This is a genomic window from Thiobacter subterraneus, assembly GCF_055379455.1.
In genome coordinates this window covers 1,843,768-1,863,784 of record NZ_AP042402.1, presented here as the reverse complement: position 1 = coordinate 1,863,784, position 20,017 = coordinate 1,843,768, and the positions used below count along the sequence as shown (strand labels likewise).

Here is a 20,017-nt window from a genome sequence, read left to right as displayed (position 1 = left end):
CATGTGCGGCATCGTAGGCGCCATCGCGCGGCGCAACGTCGTTCCCCTGCTCATCGAAGGCCTGCGCCGGCTGGAATACCGTGGCTACGACTCCGCCGGTGTGGCCGTGATCAATGGCGGGATCCGGCGTGTGCGCCGCGTGGGCCGCGTGGCGGAACTGGAGTCCGCGGCCCGGGGCATGAACCTCCAGGGAGAAATCGGCATCGGCCACACGCGCTGGGCCACCCACGGGGGCGTGACCGAACCCAACGCCCACCCCCATGTCTCGCGCGGGCTGATCGCGGTGGTGCACAACGGGATCATCGAGAACCACGAGGCCAAGCGCGAGGCGCTGCGCGCGCTGGGCTACGAATTCGAGTCCCAGACCGACACCGAGGTCATTGCCCATCTGGTGCACCATCACTACCAGCAGCGCCACGACCTCTACCAGGCGGTGCGCGCCGCGGTGGAGGAGCTCGTGGGCGCCTATGCCATCGCGGTGGTGGCCTTGGACGATCCGGACGAGCTGGTGGTGGCGCGCATGGGTTGTCCGCTGCTGATCGGCCTGGGCGAAGGCGAAAACTTCATCGCCTCCGACGTCTCCGCCGTGCTGGCGAGCACCCGGCGGGTGATCTATCTGGAGGAAGGCGATGTGGCCATCGTGCGCCGCGACGGCGTGGAAATCCATGATCGCGCGGGGCGGCTGGTTAAGCCGCGCATCCACGTGAGCGATGTCTCGCTGGCTTCCCTGGAGCTCGGGCCCTACAGCCACTTCATGCAGAAGGAAATCCACGAGCAGCCGCGGGCCCTTGCCGACACCATCGAGCCCGTGCTGGAGCGGGGTTTTGCGCCCGAGCTGTTCGGGGCCGAGGCGGCCGCCCTGCTGTCCGGCGTGCAGAGTGTGCAGATCCTGGCCTGCGGCACCAGCTTCTATGCAGGCTCCGTGGCCCGCTACTGGCTGGAGGCCATCGCCGGCATTCCCTGCGCCGTGGACATCGCCAGCGAATACCGCTACCGTCCGGTGGTGGCGCGCCCCGATCAGCTGGTGGTGACCATTTCCCAGTCCGGCGAGACCCTGGACACCCTGGAGGCGCTGAAATACGCCAAATCCCTGGGGCAGGAGCTCACCCTGTCCATCTGCAACGTGCAGGAAAGCGCCATTCCCCGTGCCTCCCGTCTGGTGTTCTACACGCGCGCCGGCGCCGAGATCGGTGTCGCCTCCACCAAGGCCTTCACCACCCAGCTGGTGGCGCTGTTCGTTCTGACCGCGACGCTTGCCAAACTGGCGGGCCGGCTGCCTCCGGAGCGGGAGGCGGCCTACCTGGACGCCCTGCGTCAGCTGCCGGGCAGCGTCCAGCATGCCCTCAATCTCGAACCCCAGATCCAGGTCTGGGCAGAACGCTTCGCCAGCAAGGAGCACGCCCTTTTTCTGGGCCGCGGCGTGCACTACCCCATTGCCCTCGAGGGGGCGCTCAAGCTCAAGGAAATCTCCTATATCCACGCCGAGGCCTATCCCGCGGGTGAGCTCAAGCATGGGCCCCTGGCGCTGGTGGACAGCAATATGCCGGTGGTGGTGATCGCGCCCAACGATGCCCTGCTGGAGAAACTCAAGTCCAACATGCAGGAAGTGCGCGCCCGGGGCGGCGAGCTCTATGTGTTCGCCGATCTGGACAGCCACTTCACCGAGTCGGAAGGGGTGCACGTGATCCGCACGCCCCGTCATGCCGGGGTGCTGTCGCCGGTGGTGCATGCCATCCCGGTGCAGTTGCTCGCCTACCATGCCGCGCTCCAGAAAGGCACCGACGTGGACAAGCCGCGTAACCTGGCCAAGTCCGTCACCGTGGAATGAGCCTTGCCCCGCGCGGCGCGCGGCAGAGTAGAATGGTAGGCGCGCGGGCGCCGCGCCGGGGCCGAGCTATAAAGTAAAGGCCTGACCCTTCCCGGAAAAGGAGAAAAATGGATCTCAAGACGCTTTCCCTCAAGGAACTTAAGTCGCTCAAGGCTCGTGTGGAGAAGGAGATCGCGCGCCGCGCGACCGCGGAGAAGAAAAAGGCGCTGAAGGAGCTGGCAGCCCTCGCCGCGGCACGCGGGTTCGAGCTGGAGGAGCTTTTGGGTGGCGGCCGCAAGCGCGCCGCCCCTGTCCGCCGGCGCAAGGCGCCGGCACGGGCCCGCACCACGGCCAAGTACCGCAACCCGGACAATCCCCAGCAGACCTGGAGCGGACGCGGCCGCAAGCCCAAGTGGGTGCAGGACTGGCTGGCCGCAGGCAAGGCCCTGGACGCCCTCAGGGTGTGACGGCCATCGGCAAGCTCCGCTTCGGCCGGTAAACTAGGAAGGTTCGGCGCAGGAGCGGATTCTTGGCGGTCATCGCCGTATTCAACCAGAAAGGGGGGGTGGGCAAGACCACCACCACCCTCAACGTGGCGGCGGCCCTCGCCCGCATGGGCAAGGACCCCATTGCCATCGACCTCGATCCCCAGGCCCATCTCACCCTGTCCGTGGGCCTCGGGCAGATCGCGGGCGCAGATTCCGTGGCCGCCTTCTTCCGCGAGGAGAAGGTGCTGGCCCAGCTCACCCGGGAACTGCCCAACGGGGTGCGCGTGATTCCCGCCCACATGGAGCTGTCCAAAATCGAGGCCCTGCACGGCAGGAGCGCCAGCGCGGCGCGCCGGCTGAAGCAGGGCCTGGAGGAGGAGCTGGCACGGGAGGGCGTGCCCATCCTCATCGACTGCTGTCCCATGCTGGGCGTGCTGTCCCTCAACGCCATCCTCGCCGCCGACCGCGTGCTGGTGCCGGTTTCGGCGGACTTCCTGTCCTTCCAGGGCGTGCACAAGCTGGACCTCGCCCTGCGCGCCCTGGAGGGGCCGCTGGGCCGGCGGATCGAGAAACGCATCGTGCTCACCCGTTTCGATGCCCGGCGCAAGCTCGCCTTTGAGATCCACGACAAGCTGCGCGAGCGCTTCGGGGAGGAAGTGTGTGAAACCCGCGTGGTGGAGAACGTGGCCCTCGCCACCAGTCCCACCGTGGGCAAGGATGTGCTGGCCTTCGCCCCTTCGAGCCCCGGCGCACGCGATTACGTGCGCCTCACCCTGGAGTTGTGGGACAAGGGTTTTTTCGCCTGAAGCGCGCCCGTTCGGATCAGATGGGGCAGACCATCTCCCCCAGCTTCTGGGTCAGCCGCAGGTTTTCCCGATAGTCCACCGGGCAGTCGATGATGGCCACGGTGTCGCAGGCCAGGGCTTCGTGCAGCACCGGCAGCAGTTCCTCCGTGCGCGAGATGCGCCAGCCGCGCGCACCGAAGGCCTGGGCGTATTTCACGAAATCCGGATTGGTGAAGCGCACGTGGGCGGTGCGGCCGAAGTGGATCTGTTGCTTCCATTCGATGAGCCCGTAGGACTCGTCGTTCCAGATCAGGATCACCAGGGGCAGCTTCAGGCGCATGGCGGTCTCGATTTCCTGGGAATTCATCAGGAAGCCGGCGTCCCCCGTCACCGCCACCACCTTGCGCTCGGGAAAATTGAGCTTGGCCGCCACCGCGCCCGGGACGGCGATGCCCATGCTGGCGAAGCCGTTGGAGATGATGCAGGTATTGGGGCGCTCACAGGGATACATGCGCGCCATCCACATCTTGTGGGCCCCCACGTCGCAGATGACGATGTCCTCGGGACCGAGTGCCCGGCGCAGGTCGGCGACGATGCGCTGGGGCTTGACCGGGAACTCCACGTCATCGTCGTCCGCGTGCAGCTCGCGCAGAATGGTCTCGTGCAGGCGCTCGTGCAGCGCCCCGTGGTAGGGCCGGGCCTGTCCGGCCACGGCGGCGAGGGTGGCACGGAAATCCCCCAGCGCGCCGTCCGTCACCTGGTAGAAGGCATCCACTTCCGCCGGATGGGTGTCGATGTGGAGGATCTTGCGGTCCCCCGAGCGGTGCCACAGCCGGGGCGGATATTCCACCAGGTCGTAGCCCACGCATATGATGACGTCGGCCCGATCGAAGCCGCAGGAGACGTAATCGTGGGCCTGCAGGCCCACCGTGCCCAGGGACAGACGATGGGAATCCGGGATCGCCCCCTTGGCCATGAAGGTACTCACCACCGGGATGTTGAGCTTTTCGGCAAAGGCCACCAGGGCGTCGCAGCAGCGTGCACGCACCACCCCGTTGCCGGCCAAAATCAGGGGAAACTGGGCCTGGCTGATCACCTCGGCCACCGCCACCACCCGCTCCGGCGCGGGATGGGGCAGGGTCACCGGCACCGGGCGCAGCGGCCGTGCCTCGACGTCGGCGATGTGGGCAATGTTTTCCGGGAATTCGATGAAACAGGCGCCCTGCTTGGCGCTGCCGGCGGTCTTGAAGGCCTTGCGCACCACCTCCGGGATGATTTCCGGATTGAGGATCTGGGTGGCGTATTTGGTGATGGGCTGGAACAGATTCACCAGATCCAGCACCTGGTGCGACTCCTTGTGCAGGCGGTTGGTGGCGGCCTGGCCGGCGATGGCCACCAGGGGGGCATGGTCCAGGTTGGCGTCGGCCACGCCGGTGACCAGGTTGGTGGCCCCCGGCCCCAGGGTGGACAGGCATACCCCCGGCCGTCCGGTGAGCCGACCCTCCACGTCGGCCATGAAGGCCGCGCCCTGCTCATGGCGGGTGGTGATGAAACGGATGGACGAACCGAGCAGGGCGTCCATCACGTCCAGGTTTTCCTCGCCCGGCACGCCGTAGATGAAGCGCACGCCTTCCTCTTCCAGGCAGCGCACGAGCAGTTCCGCCGCTTTCATCGTTTCGCCTCCACACGCTCCGGTGGGAGCATAGCATTCGGGCTTGCGGCTGCGGGGCAAAAAAAAGCCCCGAGGGGAGTCGGGGCGGAAAGCACTAGTTGAACAGAAACAAGCATCACACTTGCCCTGCCAATATAACACAAAAACCAGGGCTGTCTAGTCCTAATCAACTAACTGCAGCTGGGCGCCTGCGCCAGGCGGGTGGGCCGCTTCCCCGTGCCCCGGGGTTGCTGCAACCCCGGGCGTGGCCTCCCGGGCGCCCGGGGGGTGGTCGAGCCGCCCGCGTCAGCCTTGGGGTTTGCCGCTATCGCGACGGCGCACCAGACCCTGTTCCAGGGCCAGGGTGGCCACCTGGACCCGGTTGGCCAGGCCCAGCTTGTCCAGAATGCTGCGCAGGTGGTTGCGCACGGTATTCTCGGACAGGCCCAGGGCTTCGCCGATGGCGCGGTTGCTCATGCCCCGCGCCACATAGGTGACGATCTCCAGCTCGCGCTGGGACAGTTTGTCGAACACGTTCTGGGCCAGTTCCCCGCGCGCCATCTTCTGCATGATGTGGGCGGGTAGCATGCTGTGGCCGGCATGCACCGAGCGGATGGCCTGGAGGATCTGTTCGGGCTCGCTGGATTTGAGGATGTAGCCATCCACGCCCCGCTCGATGGCGTCGCGGATCTCGCGATCCTCGTCGGCGATGGTGAGCATGACCACGCGCAGGCCCGCGCGCCGGAAATCGCCGACCAGAGACAGGCCGTCGCCGTCGGGGAGGCCGCGATCGAGCAGGGCCACGTCCGCCTGCCCGCCTTCCTGCAGCCACTTGCGGGCCTCGGCCAGGGTGGCGAATTGCCCGGTGATCGCCACGTCCGGTTCGCTCGCGAACAGGTGTTCCAGGCCCTTGCGGAACAGCGGATGGTCGTCCACCAGGATCACGCGAATGGTCATGGGCGTCTCACTGCTGCGTCATCGTTTCGCCCCGTGCTGTTTCCAGGCAAGGGCGATGAGTTCGTCAAGCACCGGGAAGAGCTTTTCGTGGCTGCCGGTCATGCTGCTGGAGGTGCGGTACTTGCCGTCCACGATCATGGAGGGCACGCCCTCGATGCCATAGGCGCTGGTGAGGTCGCGCGCCTGCTGCACCTTGGCCTGCACGCCGAAGGAATCGTAGGCGGCGCCGAAGCGGGTGGCATCGACGCCGCGCTGGGCCACGAAGCGCAGCAGGGTGTCGCGCTTGTTGAGGTTGATGCCCTGCAGGTGGATGGCGTTGAACAGGTCACCGTGGAGCTTGTCCAGCACGCCGAGGGCCTCCGCGGCGTAGTAGGCCTTGGCCAGGGGGACCCAGGCGTCGTTGAAGATGGCCGGCATGCGCCGGAAATAGGCGTGGCGCGGCAGGCGCTTGAGCCACTGGTTGAGCAGGGGTTCCAGCTCGAAGCAGTGGGGGCAGCCGTAATAGAAGAGCTCCAGCACCTCGACCCGCTTGGGATCCAGGGTGGGCTGGGGGAATTCCACCAGGGCGTAGTCGCGGCCTGCGGCCACGGCGGCGCGCGCCAGGCCGGGAGGCAGGCAGACAAGCGCTGCGCCGGCGGCGGCGAGGCTCAGGAAGCGGCGGCGATGGATCATGGCGGAGGCTCCTCGGAAGTGGGTATCAAAGGCGGGTCAGCGCGCGCCCGGGGCTTCCTTCACTTTCACCAGGGTGGCCTGAATGCCATTCTGGGCCAGCGTGGCCCGTACCTTGGACATCTCGTCCACGCTGGCGAAGGGGCCGATGCGCACGCGATGCCACACCCCCTTGTCCGGCAGATCGGCGCTTTGCACCGTGGCTTCCACCCCCATGAGGGCCAGGCGCGCCTTGAGGTTGTCGGCCTCGCTCTGGTTCTGGAAGGCGCCTGCCTGCAGGAAGAACTGCTCCTGCGCCCCCGGCGCCGGCTGTTTCACCTCCTGGTCGGTCACCGGCTCTTCCGTGCCCGGCAGGATGTTGTAGAAGTCGAAGCGCGGCTTGTGCGTTTCCGCCTCGGGCCGGGCGGCGGCCTGAGGCGCGGGTTTCGCCGGCTCCGGTTTGGCGGCGGGCGGCGGCTCCGGCTGACGGAAGCCGCGCGTGAGCGACGGCACATACCAGGCCACGGCGATGGCCGCCCCCAGCCCGATGACGATGCCGATCAGGATGCCGGTCAGCATCGGATTGGCCCTCCGGGAACGGGGCGCGCTGCGGGGTTTGTAGTCCTTGCTCATGGCTCCTTCGTCGATCTCGGGGGCTTACATCTTGTCGGGTGCCGACACACCCAGCAGGCCCAGCCCGTTGGCGATCACCTGGCGTGCCGCCGCCACCAGGGCCAGCCGCGCGAGCCGGGTCGCCTCGTCCTCCACCAGAAACTGCTCGGCATTGTAGTAGGTGTGGAAATCGCCGGCGAGATCACGCAGATAGTAGGCGATGTGATGGGGCGCGAGTTCCCGTGCGGCGGTCTCCACCACTTCCGGATAGCCGTCCAGCCGCTTCGCCAAGGCAAGCTCGTGGGGGCTCACCAGACGCGACACGTCCGCCTGGGCCAGCAGACCGGGATCACCCCCCCAGCGGGTGAGCACGCTCACCGCGCGGGCGTGGGCATACTGGATGTAATAGACCGGGTTTTCGTTGCTCTGGGCCTTGGCCAGTTCCAGATCGAAATCCAGGTGCTGGTCCGACTTGCGCAACACATAGAAGAAACGTGCAGCATCGTTGCCCACCTCGTTGCGCAGTTCGCGCAGGGTGACGAATTCGCCGGCGCGCGTGGACATGGGCACCTTTTCCTTGCCCCGGTAGAGCACCGCGAACTGCACCAGGGCCACCGTGAGACGCTCGGCATCGAGCCCCAGGGCGGTCAATGCGCCCTTCACCCGCGCCACGTAACCGTGATGGTCGGCGCCCCAGACATCGATCACCCGGTCAAAACCCCGCTCGAACTTGTTCAGGTGGTAGGCGATGTCGGAGGCGAAATAGGTGTACTGGCCGTTTTCCCGCTGCACCACGCGGTCCTTCTCGTCACCGAAGGCGGTGGAGCGGAACCACAGCGCACCGTCCTGGCGGTAGAGGTGGCCGCGGCTTTCCAGCAGGTCGATGGCGCGCGCCACCAGGCCGCTTTCGTACAGGGATTTCTCCGAGAACCAGTTGTCGAACACCACGCCGAACTCGGTGAGGTCGTTGCGGCAGTCACCCAGCTGCTCGGTGAGGGCGAGGTTGTGCACATAGGCATAGTCTTCGCCCAGCAGCCGCTTGGCGTTGGCGATGAGCTGGTCCAGGTGGCCTTCCGGGTCCTCTTCCACGGAAGGGGCGCCATCCAGCACGTGCCAGGGCTCGTGCACGTAACGGTCGCCATGGTGGGCGTGGATGATGCGCGCCATGTCGCGCACGTATTCGCCCTGATAGGCGTTGGGCGGGAAGGGAACGTTGATGCCGTTCAACTCCAGATAGCGCAGCCAGGTGGACAGCGCCAGGATGTCCATCTGCCGACCCGCGTCGTTCACGTAGAACTCGCGCGTGACGTCATAGCCCGCCGCGGCGAGCACGTTGGACAGGGATGCGCCGTAGGCCGCGCCCCGTCCGTGTCCCACATGGAGCGGCCCGGTGGGATTGGCCGACACGAACTCCACCTGGACCTTCACGCCCCGGGGCCGGCCGCGTCCGAAGGCTTCCCCCTGGGTGAGGATCAACGGCACGACACGCTGCTTGGCGGCCTGGCTGAAGAAGAAATTGATGAAGCCCGCGCCGGCGATCTCCACCTTCTCCACCCAGGGCGAAAGGGGCAGTGCGTCCACGATGTCGCGCGCCACCTCGCGCGGATTGCGCGCCAGGACCTTGGCGAGCTGCATCGCCACGTTGCACGCCAGGTCTCCGTGGGCGGCCTGGCGTGTGGGCAGGACCTCGATGGTCACGGGCGTGTCCGGCGCGACCACGCGCACGGCATCGGACAACAGTTCGACGAGATGGGACTTGAGATCGGACATGATGGGCGCACGAAAAACCCGATTATACCGCCCGCGCGCGGGTTCAGGGCTCCAGGGGGTCCACGTCCAGCGCCCAGCGCACGCTGTGCGTCCTCTCCCCCGCCAGGGCGGCCATCCACTCGGCGAGGAATTTTTGCAGGAGGCTGCGCGAGGCGGATTCCACCAGAAGCTGCGCCCGTTCCTTGCCAGCCAGTCGCGCGAGAAGCGCCGGCACGGGATCGTACACGCGCACGCCCGGCCAGCGGGGGGCCCGCGCCGCCGCCTCGCGCAGGAAGTCCAGGGTGGTCTCCATGCGATGGGCTTCCGCGCGCAGCAGCGCCTGGAAGGTGAAGGGCGGCAGCCCGAGGGCCTCGCGCTCGGCGAGCAGCGCGTTGGCGAACTCGCCATAGTCGCCGTGGGTGAGAGCGGTGAACAGAGGGTGGGCGGGAAAGGCCGTCTGGATCAGCACCTCGCCGTTACCGGAGGCGCGCCCGGCGCGCCCGGCCACCTGCAGAAGCTGGGCAAACAGGCGTTCCGAGGCACGGAAGTCGGCGCTGTACAGGCCGCTGTCCGCATTGAGGATGCCCACCAGGGTCAGCCGGGGAAAATCGTGGCCCTTGGTGAGCATCTGGGTGCCCACCAGAATGTCCACCTCGCCTGCCTGCACCCGCCGCAGCATCTCCGGCAGGGCGTCACGGCGGCGGGTGCTGTCCCGGTCCACGCGCAGGATGCGCGCCTTCGGCAGAAAGCGTTGCAGGGTCTGTTCCAGGCGCTGGGTACCCTGTCCCAGGGGCGCGAGCTCCAGGGCGCCGCAGGCGGGACACTGGCGGGGAATGGCGCTTTCGTGTCCGCAGTGGTGGCAACGCAAACGCCCCTCGCCGAGGTGTACCACCAGCTTCACGGCGCAGCGGGGACAGCCCGCAAGCCAGCCGCAGGCATGGCAGGTGAGGGCGGGCGCATAGCCGCGCCGGTTGATGAACACGAGACTCTGCTCGCCGCGCTGCAGGCGGTCCTTGAGGGCGCGCACCAGGGGCGCGGTGAGCCCTTCCGTGACGGGCTCCCGCCGCAAGTCGATGAGGGTGAGGCGTGGCGGACGCGCCGCTGCCACCGCGCGCGTGGCCAGTCGCAGCAGCCGGTAGCGGCCGTTCATCGCGTTGTGCCAGCTTTCCAGCGACGGGGTGGCCGAACCCAGGATCACCGGCACCCCCCGCTGCCGGGCACGGAACACCGCCACGTCCCGGGCGCTGTAGCGCAGGCCATCCTGCTGCTTGAAGGAGGCGTCGTGTTCCTCGTCCACCACGATGAGCCCGAGCTCGGGCATGGGCGTGAACACCGCCAGGCGCGTGCCCAGCACGATGGCCGCACGGCCCTCGGCCGCCAGCAGCCAGTGGCGCAGGCGCTCGCCTTCGGCGAGGTGGCTGTGCAGGCTGACGATGACGGCTTGCGGAAACCGGCTGCGAAAGCGCGCCTCGGTCTGGGGAGTGAGATTGATTTCGGGCACCAGTACCAGCGCCTGCCTGCCCTGGGCCAGGACGTCGGCGATGAGGTGCAGATAGACCTCGGTCTTGCCGCTGCCGGTGACGCCCAGGAGCAGCCAGGGTACGAAGCCCGGACCGGCCGCGCGCACCGCCTCCAGCGCGGCCTGTTGGTCCGCATTCAGCGGCGGCGGGGTTGGGGCCGGATAGGCGGCGGCTGGCGCCTCCACCTTCAGGGGCGCGGTGGCCGCTTCCACCCAGCCCAGAGCGAGGAAATCGCGCAGGGCCCGGGGTGCACCCGGAGAGAGGGCAAGCAGATCCTCCCGGGACAGGGCGCCCCGGGCCTGCAGGGCGGCCAGCAGCCTGCGGCGCACCGCGGCACGCGCCGGCAGGCTGGCCGGCTCCACCGCCCGGCCCGCTTCGGTGAGGCGCCAGCAGGGCTCGGCGACCCGCGCCGGCCGGGGACGGCGCAGGCGCTGGGGCACGAGGGTCGCCAGCACCTGGCCCAGGGGATGGTGGTAATAGCTGCTGCAGAAGGCCGCCAGCTCGAGCACGTCCCCGGGCAGGGGCGGCAGCTCGCGCAGGATGCGGCTGACGGGCTTGAGGCGCACGCCCTCGACGGTGGGGGCTTCCGTGAGGGCCACGATGACGCCCACCAGGGTGCGCCGGCCGAAGGGCACCACCGCCAGGCGTCCCACGTCCTCCGCCAGGGCGGTGGGGGCCAGGTAATCGAAGGGGGCCGGGACGGGAACGTCGAGGGCGACGCGGGCGATGGGCATGGCAATGGATGGCTGGGAAGGCCGTATTCTAGCGGCCCGGCGGGCTGTGGATAACTTTGTGCATAGTCTTGCGCGGCGGGGCGCAAAATCATTCACCTGTCAAGCGGAAGCAGCGCGAAAGCGCCGCGCCAGCGGCAAAATCACATACTATTCAGTAAATTGCGCGCAGGTCTTGAGAAAACCTCTGCAAAGATGCGCCTATTTGCCATCGGCCCGGGATCTGTGCATAAGTGAACGCTGAAAAGCCCGCCCCCATGGGCTTTCCGGGCTGCCGGCCTGGGCTTTACGCGCGGGAGGAATAGGGCTATAAGGAGCCACTCGCCCGCGCCCCCTGCCATGCCTGTCCCACCCACCCTGCTGCGCCGCCTTCAACTCGTCCACGATGCCTGGCGGCGCTATGGCGAAGCTCCCACCCTGGAACATTTCGTGGAACTGGCGGTGGGCGTCAACAGTCTCGCCGAGTTCCTGCGCGAGACGCGGGCCACGGCCCTCTCCCACGCCAGTCATGAGCTGGAGCAGGCGGTGCTGGCCCTGTTCGAGCCGGAGGTGAGCCATCCCCTGCCGGAGGCGGCGTGGGCGGATCTGGCACGGCGCCTGGCGGCCCTCACCGCCCAGGTGGAGGCCCAGGTCGAGGCGGCGGCCGGGCGGCCGGAGCGCCGGCGAACGAGTGGCGCCGCCGCGGCCCTTTCAGCCGAAGCCCAGGGCTGGCTGATCGGTCACGAGCCGGAGCGCTGGCGTGCCCTTCTGGAGCAGCTGGGTCACTTCGGCACCCCCGTGGGCTTCTTGCGCTGGGGTGAGGCGTTGCCCCAGGGGGACGCGGCGCTTCTGCTCCTGGACCTGCGCAGCCTGCCGCTGGGCGAATGGCGCGCCCGGGTGGAGCAGTTGCGGGCGAGCCGGCCGGGCAGCCAGATCCTCTGCCTGGGGGTGCGCTCCGACTTCGAGGAAATCCACCCGCTCCTGGCGGGCGGCGCCGATCACTGCCTGCTGGAGGGAACGCCCCTCCACGCGCTCGTGGAACGCATCCTGGAACTGCGCCAGCGCCAGGATCAGGAAGCGGGCCGGGTGCTGATCGTGGAGGACTCCCGCACGGCCGGCCATCTCATCCGGCGCACCCTGGAAGAAAACGGCACCGCCTGCGAGGTCGTGCAGGATCCGCGCGAGGCCCTGTCTGCCCTGAAGCGGTTCAATCCCGATCTGGTGCTGATGGACATGTACATGCCGGGCTGCACGGGCGTGGAGCTCACGCGGGTGATCCGCGAGCATCCGGAGTTCCTGAGCGTGCCCATCGTGTATCTGTCCGGCGAGACCAATGTCGCGCTGCAGGTGGACGCCATGCGCCTGGGCGGCGACCATTTCCTCACCAAGCCCTTCAATCCGGTGTTCCTCAACGCGGTGGTGCGCACCCAGATCGAGCGTTACCGCGCCATGCGCCGCACCATGTACCACGACAGCCTGACCGGGCTGCTCAACCACACCAGCGGCAAGAACACTCTGGACGTGCTGCTCTCCAATCTGCGAGGGGAAGGGACGTCCCTGTCGGTGGTGATGATGGACATCGACCACTTCAAGCAGGTGAACGACAGCTACGGGCATCCGGTGGGGGACCAGGTGATCCGCAGTCTGTCCTGGCTGCTGCGTCAGCGGCTGCGCCGCAGCGATCTCCTCTGCCGTTACGGCGGTGAGGAATTCCTGATCGCCCTGCCCCACACCTCCCCGGCCCAGGCATTCGCCATCATGGACCGCATCCGCGAGGACTTCAGCCGGGTGCGCCACCCCTTCCGGGACAGCTTCTTCCACACCACCGCCAGCGGCGGCATCGCGGGCTTTCCCGCCCACGGCAGCAGCGATGCCCTGATCGAGGCGGCAGACCATGCACTCTACGAAGCCAAGCGCGCAGGACGCAACCGGCTGGTGCTGGCGCCGGAGTAAGGCTCAGTGAAAGGGGCGGGAGAGCTCGTGCACCGCGTCCACCAGCGCGGCCACGCTTTCCGGCGGCGTGAACTGGGAGACGCCATGGCCCAGGTTGAACACGTGCCCGGAGCCCTGACCGTAGGACTTGAGAATGCGATGGGCTTCCTCGCGCACCACCTCCGGGCCGGCGAACAGCACCATGGGATCCATGTTGCCCTGCAGCGCCACGCGGTGTCCCACCCGCCTGCGTGCCTCGCCGATGTCGCAGGTCCAGTCCAGCCCCACCGCATCGCAGCCGATGGCGGCGATCTTTTCCAGCCACACACCACCGCCCTTGGTGAAGACGATGGACGGCACGCGCACGCCTTCGTGTTCGCGGATGAGGCCGGCCACCACCTGCCGCAGATAGGCCAGGGAGAATTCCTCATAGGCGCGTGAGGACAGCATGCCGCCCCAGGTGTCGAAGATCTGCACGGCCTGGGCGCCGGCGCGGATCTGGGCATTGAGGTAATCGGTCACCGCCCGGGTGTTCACCTCCAGGATGCGGTGCAGCAGATCCGGCCGCCGGTAGAGCATGGTCTTGGTGGTGCGGAAATCGTCCGAGCCGCCCCCCTCCACCATGTAGCAGGCGAGGGTGAAGGGGCTGCCGGAAAAACCGATCAGCGGCACCTCGTTGTCCAGCGCCTTACGGATCTGGCGCACGGCATCCAGCACGTAGCCCAGCTGGATTTCGGGATCGGGGGCGGCGAGATCGCGAATCTCCCATTCCTCGCGCAGGGGCCGCTCGAACTTGGGGCCTTCGCCTTCGGCGAAATACAGCCCCAAACCCATGGCATCCGGAATGGTGAGGATGTCCGAGAACAGGATGGCGGCATCCAGCCCGAAGCGGGCGATGGGCTGCAGCGTGACTTCGGTGCAGTAGTCCGGGTTCTTGCACAGATCGAGGAAAGAGCCGGCGCGGGCGCGCGTCTCGTTGTATTCCGGCAGATAGCGGCCCGCCTGGCGCATGATCCAGATGGGCGTGTAGGGCACCGGCTCCTTGAGCAGGGCACGCAGGAAGGTGTCGTTCCGGGGCTTCATCGAGACCCCCGAAGACCCGGGGCGCCGCCGCGGCGCCGTGGGGCGTCAGACGTTGAGGTAAGCAAGGATGCCCTCCGCCGCCTGCCGGCCTTCCCATACTGCGGTGACCACCAGGTCCGAGCCGCGCACCATGTCGCCGCCGGCGAACACCTTGGGATTGGCGGTCTGGTAAGGGTGGGCATGGCCTCTGGCCACCACCCGACCGGCCTGGTCGGTGGTGATGCCGAATTCCGCAAACCACGGCTGGGGATTGGGGCGGAAGCCAAAGGCGATGATCACCCGGTCGCAGGGAATGATCTCCTCGGAGCCCGGCACCACCTGGGGCATGCGCCGGCCGCGGGCATCCGGCGCACCGAGCTCGGTGGTGACCAGCTTCACACCCTCCACCTTGCCGTTGCCGACGATTTCCACCGGCTGGCGGTTCCACAGGAACTGCACGCCCTCTTCCTTGGCGTTGGCCACCTCCCGGCGGGAACCGGGCATGTTGGCCTCGTCACGGCGATAGGCACAGACCACGGATTTCGCGCCCTGGCGGATGGCGGTGCGGTTGCAGTCCATGGCGGTGTCGCCGCCACCCAGCACCACCACGCGCTGGCCTTCCATGGAAATGTAGCCGGTGTCGTTGGGGGGCAGCCCCAGGCAGTGGCGCACGTTGGAGATGAGGAAGGGCAGCGCTTCGTACACCCCCGGCAGCTCCTCGCCCGGGAAGCCGCCCTTCATGTAGGTGTAGGTGCCCATGCCGAGGAAGACCGCGTCGTATTCGTCCAGCAGATTCTGGAAGGGAATGTCGCGGCCGATCTCGGTGTTGAGCACGAAGGTGATGCCCATGCCCTCCATGATGGCGCGCCGGCGCCGGACGACTTCCTTCTCCAGCTTGAATTCCGGGATGCCGAAGGTGAGCAGGCCGCCGATTTCGTCGTAGCGGTCATAGACCACGGGCGTGACGCCGTTGCGCACCAGCACGTCGGCGCAGGCCAGGCCCGCCGGCCCCGCGCCCACCACCGCCACCCGCCTGCCGGTGGGGGTGACCTCCGAGAGGTCCGGGCGCCAGCCCAGCTTGAAGGCTTCGTCCGAGATGTATTTCTCCACCGCGCCGATGGTCACCGCACCGAAGCCGCCCTGGTTTAGGGTGCAGGCGCCCTCGCACAGGCGGTCCTGGGGACACACCCGGCCGCAGATCTCGGGCAGGGAGTTGGTCTTGTGGGAGAGCTCCGCCGCCTCCAGCAGATTGCCTTCCGCCACCAGCTTGAGCCAGTTGGGGATGTAGTTGTGGACGGGACATTTCCACTCGCAATAGGGGTTGCCGCAGCCCAGGCAGCGCTCCGCCTGTTCCGCCGCCTGCGCGGCGTCGAAAGGCGCATAGATTTCCCTGAACTGCCTGATGCGCACTTCCACCGCCGTCTTGTTGCCATCCCGGCGCGGCACGTTCAAAAACTGAAAAACGTCACCCATCGTCTGCTTTCCACAAAACAGGTCATTGTTCCCGCGGATGGACCGAAGCCCCGGCGCGGCTTCAGTCCTTCAGCAGGCTGTCCAGCTTGAGCGCCTTGGGCTTGGCCAGGTAGAACTTCGCCACCGCATTGTCGAAGTCGGCCAGGAGGTCCTGGCCGCGCCGGCTGCCCGTGAGCGCCACGTGCTCCTCGATTTTCTCCCGCAGGAACTGGCGGTATTCCTCGGTGGATTCGTTGGTGATGCGGTGGATGTCGATCAGCTCGTTGTTGTAGCGCCGTGCGAAGCCGCCGTCCTCGTCATACACCAGGGCGAAGCCGCCGGTCATGCCGGCGCCGAAGTTGAGCCCGACGTTGCCCAGCACGATCACGCAGCCGCCGGTCATGTATTCGCAGCAGTGGTCGCCGGCGCCTTCCACCACCGCCACTGCGCCGGAATTGCGCACGGCGAAACGCTCGCCCGCCACACCCGCCGCATTGAGGCGGCCGCCGGTGGCCCCGTAGAGACAGGTGTTGCCGATGATGGCCGCCTGGTGGGCGGCGAAAGTGGACGAGCGCGGCGGATAGATGATGATGCGGCCGCCCGCCATGCCCTTGCCCACGTAGTCGTTGGCATCCCCTTCCAGCTCCAGGGTCAGACCCTTGTGATTCCACACCCCGAAGCTCTGGCCCGCGCTGCCCACCAGCTTGATGTGGATGCAGTCTTCCGGCAGCCCTTCGGCACCGTGGATGCGCGCGATCTCGCCGGACAGGCGGGCGCCGATGGAGCGGTTGGTATTGTGGATGGGATAGAACAGGCGGATCGGCTTTTTGTCCCGGATCGCCTCGCGGGCGTCCGCAACCATTTTTTCCGCCAGCTCGCCCTTGTCAAAGGAGGGGTTGCGTTCCTGCACGCAGAACTTGGGCTCGGATTCGGGAATGTCGCCCTGGTCGAGCAGCACGCCGAGGGTCAGGCGTTTCTGCTTGGACGTCTGGCCCTCCATGAGCTCCAGCAGGTCCGTGCGGCCGATGAGTTCCTCCATGGTGCGCACGCCCAGGCTCGCCATCAGCTCGCGCGTTTCCATGGCGATGAAGGTGAAATAGTTCATCACCATCTGGGGCAGGCCGATGAAGTATTTCTGACGCAGGCGCGCATCCTGGGTGGCCACGCCGGTGGCGCAGTTGTTGAGATGGCAGATGCGCAGGTATTTGCAGCCCAGGGCCACCATGGGGCCGGTGCCGAAGCCGAAGGACTCCGCACCCAAAATGGCGGCCTTGACCACATCCATGCCGGTCTTGAGACCGCCGTCCGTTTGCACCCGCACCCGGCCGCGCAGGCCGTTGGCGCGCAGCACCTGCTGGGTTTCCGTAAGCCCCAGCTCCCAGGGCGTGCCGGCGTATTTCACGCTGGTCAGGGGGGAGGCGCCGGTGCCGCCGTCGTAGCCGGAAATGGTGATGAGGTCGGCATAGGCCTTGGCCACGCCCGCGGCGACGGTACCCACACCGGGTTCCGCCACCAGTTTCACCGAGACCAGCGCCTCCGGATTGACCTGCTTGAGATCGAAGATGAGCTGGGCCAGGTCCTCGATGGAATAGATGTCGTGGTGGGGCGGCGGGGAGATCAGGGAAATACCCGGCTTGGAGCAGCGCAGGCGGGCGATCATGGGCGAGACCTTGTCGCCCGGGAGCTGTCCGCCCTCGCCGGGTTTGGCGCCCTGGGCGATCTTGATCTGCAGCACTTCCGCGTTCACCAGATAGTGGGGCGTGACGCCGAAGCGGCCGGAGGCCACCTGCTTGATCTTGGACATCTTGATGGTGCCGTAGCGCGCCGGATCCTCCCCGCCCTCGCCGGAATTGGAGCGGCCGCCCAGGCGGTTCATGGCCTCTGCCAGGGCCTCGTGGGCTTCGGGAGAGAGCGCGCCCAGGGACATGCCCGCCGAATCGAAGCGCTTCAGGATGTTCTCGATGGGCTCCACTTCCTCCAGGGGGATGGGCGAAATGCCGGTGCGCAGCTTCATCAGGTCCCGCAGCATGGCCACCGGCCGGTTGTTCACCAGGTCGGCGTATTTCTTGTATTCCTCGTAGTCGCCGTTCTGCACCGCCTTCTGCAGTTGCATCACCACGTCCGGGTTGTAGGCATGGTATTCGCCGCCGAAGATGAACTTCAGCAGGCCGCCCTGGGACAGGGGCTTGCGCGGATCGAAGGCGTGGCGGGCGAGCTGTTTCTGGTCCTGCTCGAAGTCCTCGAAGTTGGCCCCGGAGATGCGGCTCACCGTGCCCGCGAGACACAGATCCACCACCTCCTCGTGCATGCCCACTGCCTCGAACAGCTGGGCGCCGCGGTAGGAGGCGATGGTGGAGATGCCCATCTTGGAGGTGATCTTGAGCAGGCCCTTGTTGATGCCCTTCACGTAATGGGCGATGGCCTCCTCCAGCGTTTCCCTGATCTCGTGGCTGCGGATCAGGTCATGGATCACCTGATAGGCGAGATAGGGATACACGGCCGTGGCGCCGTAGCCGATCAGGCAGGCGAAATGATGGGGATCGCGCGCCGTGCCCGTCTCCACGATGATGTTGCAGTCGCAGCGCAGCCCGGCGCGGATCAGGGCGTGGTGCACCGCCCCCACGGCGAACAGGGCGTGGATGGGCAGCCGGTCGCGGGCGATGGCCCGGTCGGACAGCACGACGATCACGGCTCCCTTGCGTACCGCCTCCACTGCCTGCTGTGCGAGCGCCTCGATGGCGGCCTTCAGGTGGGTCTTGCCCGGGTCGTAGTTGAGATCCAGCGTGACCGACCGGTATTCCGGACCGGCCTGCTCCGTGAGGAAGACGAACTTCTCATGGGTGAGCACCGGCGAATGCACCTCGATGCGGCGTGCGTGTTCCGGCGTTTCCTCGAACAGGTTGCGCTCCGGACCGAAGCAGGTCTTGAGCGACATGACGATGGCTTCGCGGATCGGGTCGATGGGCGGATTGGTCACCTGGGCGAACTGCTGGCGCAGGTAATCGAAGGGCGAGCGCACCATCTGCGACAGCACCGCCATGGGGGTGTCATCGCCCATGGAACCGACGGCCTCCTGGCCATCCTCCGCCAGCACGCGGATCACCTGGTCGCGTTCCTCGAAGGTGACGTTGAACAGCTTCTGGTGCACCAGCACCTCGTGGGCATCCATGAGGGGCATGGTCTGCGCCTGGGTGAGGGAGGACTCCAGATAGCGCACGTTTTCCTTCAGCCACTGGCGGTAGGGCTGGGCGCGCTTGAGCTCGTCGTCGATGTCCTGGGGCAGCAGCAGGCGGCCCGTGGCCAGGTCCACCGCCACGATCTCGCCGGGCTTGATGCGGCCCTTGATGGCCACGTTCTCCGGCTTGTAATCCCATACCCCCACTTCCGAGGCGATGGTGAGATAGCGGTCCTTGGTCACCACATAACGCGCCGGGCGCAGACCGTTGCGGTCCAGGGCGCAGGCGCCATAGCGGCCGTCGGTGAGCACGATGCCCGCGGGGCCGTCCCACGGCTCCATGTGCATGGAGTTGTATTCGTAGAAGGCGCGCAGGTCCGGGTCCATGTCGTCCACGTTCTGCCAGGCGGGCGGCATCAGCATGCGCAGCGCGCGGAACAGGGGCACCCCGCCCATGAGCAGGCCTTCCAGCATGTTGTCCAGGCTGGAAGAGTCGGAGCCCGTGGTGTTCACCAGGGGCCGCACGTCGTCCATGTTGGGAATGAGGGGCGAGGCGAGCTTCATCTCGCGCGCCCGGGACCAGTTGCGGTTGCCCTGCAGCGTGTTGATCTCGCCGTTGTGGGCGAGATAGCGGAAAGGCTGGGCCAGCCGCCACTGGGGCCAGGTATTGGTGGAGAAGCGCTGGTGATACACCGCCAGGCTGGAGGCGAAACGCTCGTCGCGCAGATCCGGGTAGAACACCGGCAGATTGGCCGGCATCACCAGCCCCTTGTAGGCCACCACCCGGGACGACAGGGTGGGGATGTAGAAGGTGGGATCCGTCGGCTCGATGGCCTTTTCCGCCCGGCGGCGGGCGATGAACAGCCGGCGCTCGAAGACGTCTTCGGAAACGTCATCCGGGCAATTCACGAACACCTGCTCGATCACGGGCAGGGTGGCGAGGGCGTACTCGCCGCAGGCCTCGGGATTGATGGGCACCGGCCGGAAGCCCGCCACCTCCAGCCCCTGGGCGGCGAGTTCGCGGCTTAAGATGTCCCGCGCGGTGAGGGCGAGCGTGGCATCGGTGTTCAGGAACACCAGCGCTGCGGCGTATTTCTCCCGGAGCGTGAAGCCCGCCTCCCTGGCCACCGCGCGCAGGAAGGCATCGGGTTTCTTGAACAGCAGGCCGCAGCCGTCGCCGGACTTGCCGTCGGCGGCCACCGCACCGCGGTGGGTGAGGCATGCCAGCGAGTTGATCGCGGTTTGCACCAGCCAATGGCTTGGCTTATCATCCATTTGCGCCATCAAGCCGAAACCGCAGCTGTCCTGCTCGAAATCCGGGCGGTAGAGGGTGCCCTCCAGCCAGCTCTGTCTGTTCATCGCCAAACCCTGCAAAATTCGGTGAAAAGTTCACGATTCTAACCGGGAAGGAAGCCCCGGGGCAACGCGGGAGCAGGGTGCGCCCCGGCAAAACCCTTACCGCTCAGAGG

The 20,017-nt window shown here is 67.2% G+C and carries 13 protein-coding genes; 4 read left to right on the top strand and 9 right to left on the bottom strand.

Annotated features, from left to right (window positions below; genetic code table 11):
• Position 1: 1 nt before the first annotated feature.
• The 3 genes from glmS to ACZ42P_RS09270 all read left to right on the top strand — a co-directional run bounded on the left by glmS (position 2) and on the right by ACZ42P_RS09270 (position 3,101).
• Entirely contained in the window at positions 2–1,828 is a 1,827-nt protein-coding gene (glmS, locus tag ACZ42P_RS09280; protein ID WP_464897275.1) for a glutamine--fructose-6-phosphate transaminase (isomerizing), read from the top strand.
• Positions 1,829–1,935: 107 nt separating this feature from the next.
• A complete protein-coding gene (locus tag ACZ42P_RS09275) occupies positions 1,936–2,274 on the top strand; it encodes an H-NS histone family protein (RefSeq protein ID WP_464897274.1) in 339 nt (112 codons plus the stop codon).
• 62 nt (positions 2,275–2,336) lie between these two features.
• Positions 2,337–3,101, top strand: a complete 765-nt coding sequence (locus ACZ42P_RS09270) for a ParA family protein (RefSeq protein WP_464897273.1) — start codon at positions 2,337–2,339, stop codon at positions 3,099–3,101.
• A gap of 16 nt (positions 3,102–3,117) precedes the next feature.
• Here ACZ42P_RS09270 and ACZ42P_RS09265 read toward each other — a convergent pair whose 3' ends face one another.
• The 6 genes from ACZ42P_RS09265 to ACZ42P_RS09240 form a co-directional block, all read right to left on the bottom strand.
• Positions 3,118–4,752, bottom strand: a complete 1,635-nt coding sequence (locus ACZ42P_RS09265; protein ID WP_464897272.1) for an acetolactate synthase large subunit — start codon at positions 4,750–4,752, stop codon at positions 3,118–3,120.
• A gap of 285 nt (positions 4,753–5,037) precedes the next feature.
• Positions 5,038–5,688, bottom strand: coding sequence for a response regulator (locus ACZ42P_RS09260; protein ID WP_464897271.1), 651 nt, complete (start codon positions 5,686–5,688; stop codon positions 5,038–5,040).
• Positions 5,689–5,706: 18 nt separating this feature from the next.
• On the bottom strand, positions 5,707–6,360 hold the full coding sequence (locus ACZ42P_RS09255) for a thiol:disulfide interchange protein DsbA/DsbL (RefSeq protein WP_464897270.1): 654 nt from the start codon (positions 6,358–6,360) through the stop codon (positions 5,707–5,709).
• A 36-nt stretch (positions 6,361–6,396) separates the two neighbouring features.
• Positions 6,397–6,969, bottom strand: coding sequence for an SPOR domain-containing protein (locus ACZ42P_RS09250; protein ID WP_464897269.1), 573 nt, complete (start codon positions 6,967–6,969; stop codon positions 6,397–6,399).
• A gap of 24 nt (positions 6,970–6,993) precedes the next feature.
• Positions 6,994–8,718: an arginine--tRNA ligase gene (gene argS / locus ACZ42P_RS09245; protein ID WP_464897268.1), complete on the bottom strand. Its 1,725-nt coding sequence runs from the start codon at positions 8,716–8,718 to the stop codon at positions 6,994–6,996.
• A 43-nt stretch (positions 8,719–8,761) separates the two neighbouring features.
• On the bottom strand, positions 8,762–10,957 hold the full coding sequence (locus ACZ42P_RS09240; protein ID WP_464899393.1) for a primosomal protein N': 2,196 nt from the start codon (positions 10,955–10,957) through the stop codon (positions 8,762–8,764).
• Between the two features lie 330 nt (positions 10,958–11,287).
• Between ACZ42P_RS09240 and ACZ42P_RS09235 the strand changes: the two genes are divergently transcribed.
• On the top strand, positions 11,288–12,880 hold the full coding sequence (locus ACZ42P_RS09235; protein WP_464897267.1) for a GGDEF domain-containing response regulator: 1,593 nt from the start codon (positions 11,288–11,290) through the stop codon (positions 12,878–12,880).
• Positions 12,881–12,883: 3 nt separating this feature from the next.
• On the opposite strand, the gene hemE is transcribed toward ACZ42P_RS09235, so the two are convergent.
• From hemE to gltB, 3 genes are all read right to left on the bottom strand, one after another.
• Positions 12,884–13,942 carry a uroporphyrinogen decarboxylase gene (hemE, locus tag ACZ42P_RS09230; RefSeq protein WP_464897266.1) on the bottom strand — a complete coding sequence of 353 codons (1,059 nt, stop codon included), beginning with the start codon at positions 13,940–13,942 and terminating at the stop codon, positions 12,884–12,886.
• A gap of 45 nt (positions 13,943–13,987) precedes the next feature.
• A complete protein-coding gene (locus ACZ42P_RS09225; protein ID WP_464897265.1) occupies positions 13,988–15,394 on the bottom strand; it encodes a glutamate synthase subunit beta in 1,407 nt (468 codons plus the stop codon).
• 61 nt (positions 15,395–15,455) lie between these two features.
• On the bottom strand, positions 15,456–19,907 hold the full coding sequence (gltB, locus tag ACZ42P_RS09220; RefSeq protein WP_464897264.1) for a glutamate synthase large subunit: 4,452 nt from the start codon (positions 19,905–19,907) through the stop codon (positions 15,456–15,458).
• Positions 19,908–20,017: the final 110 nt, after the last annotated feature.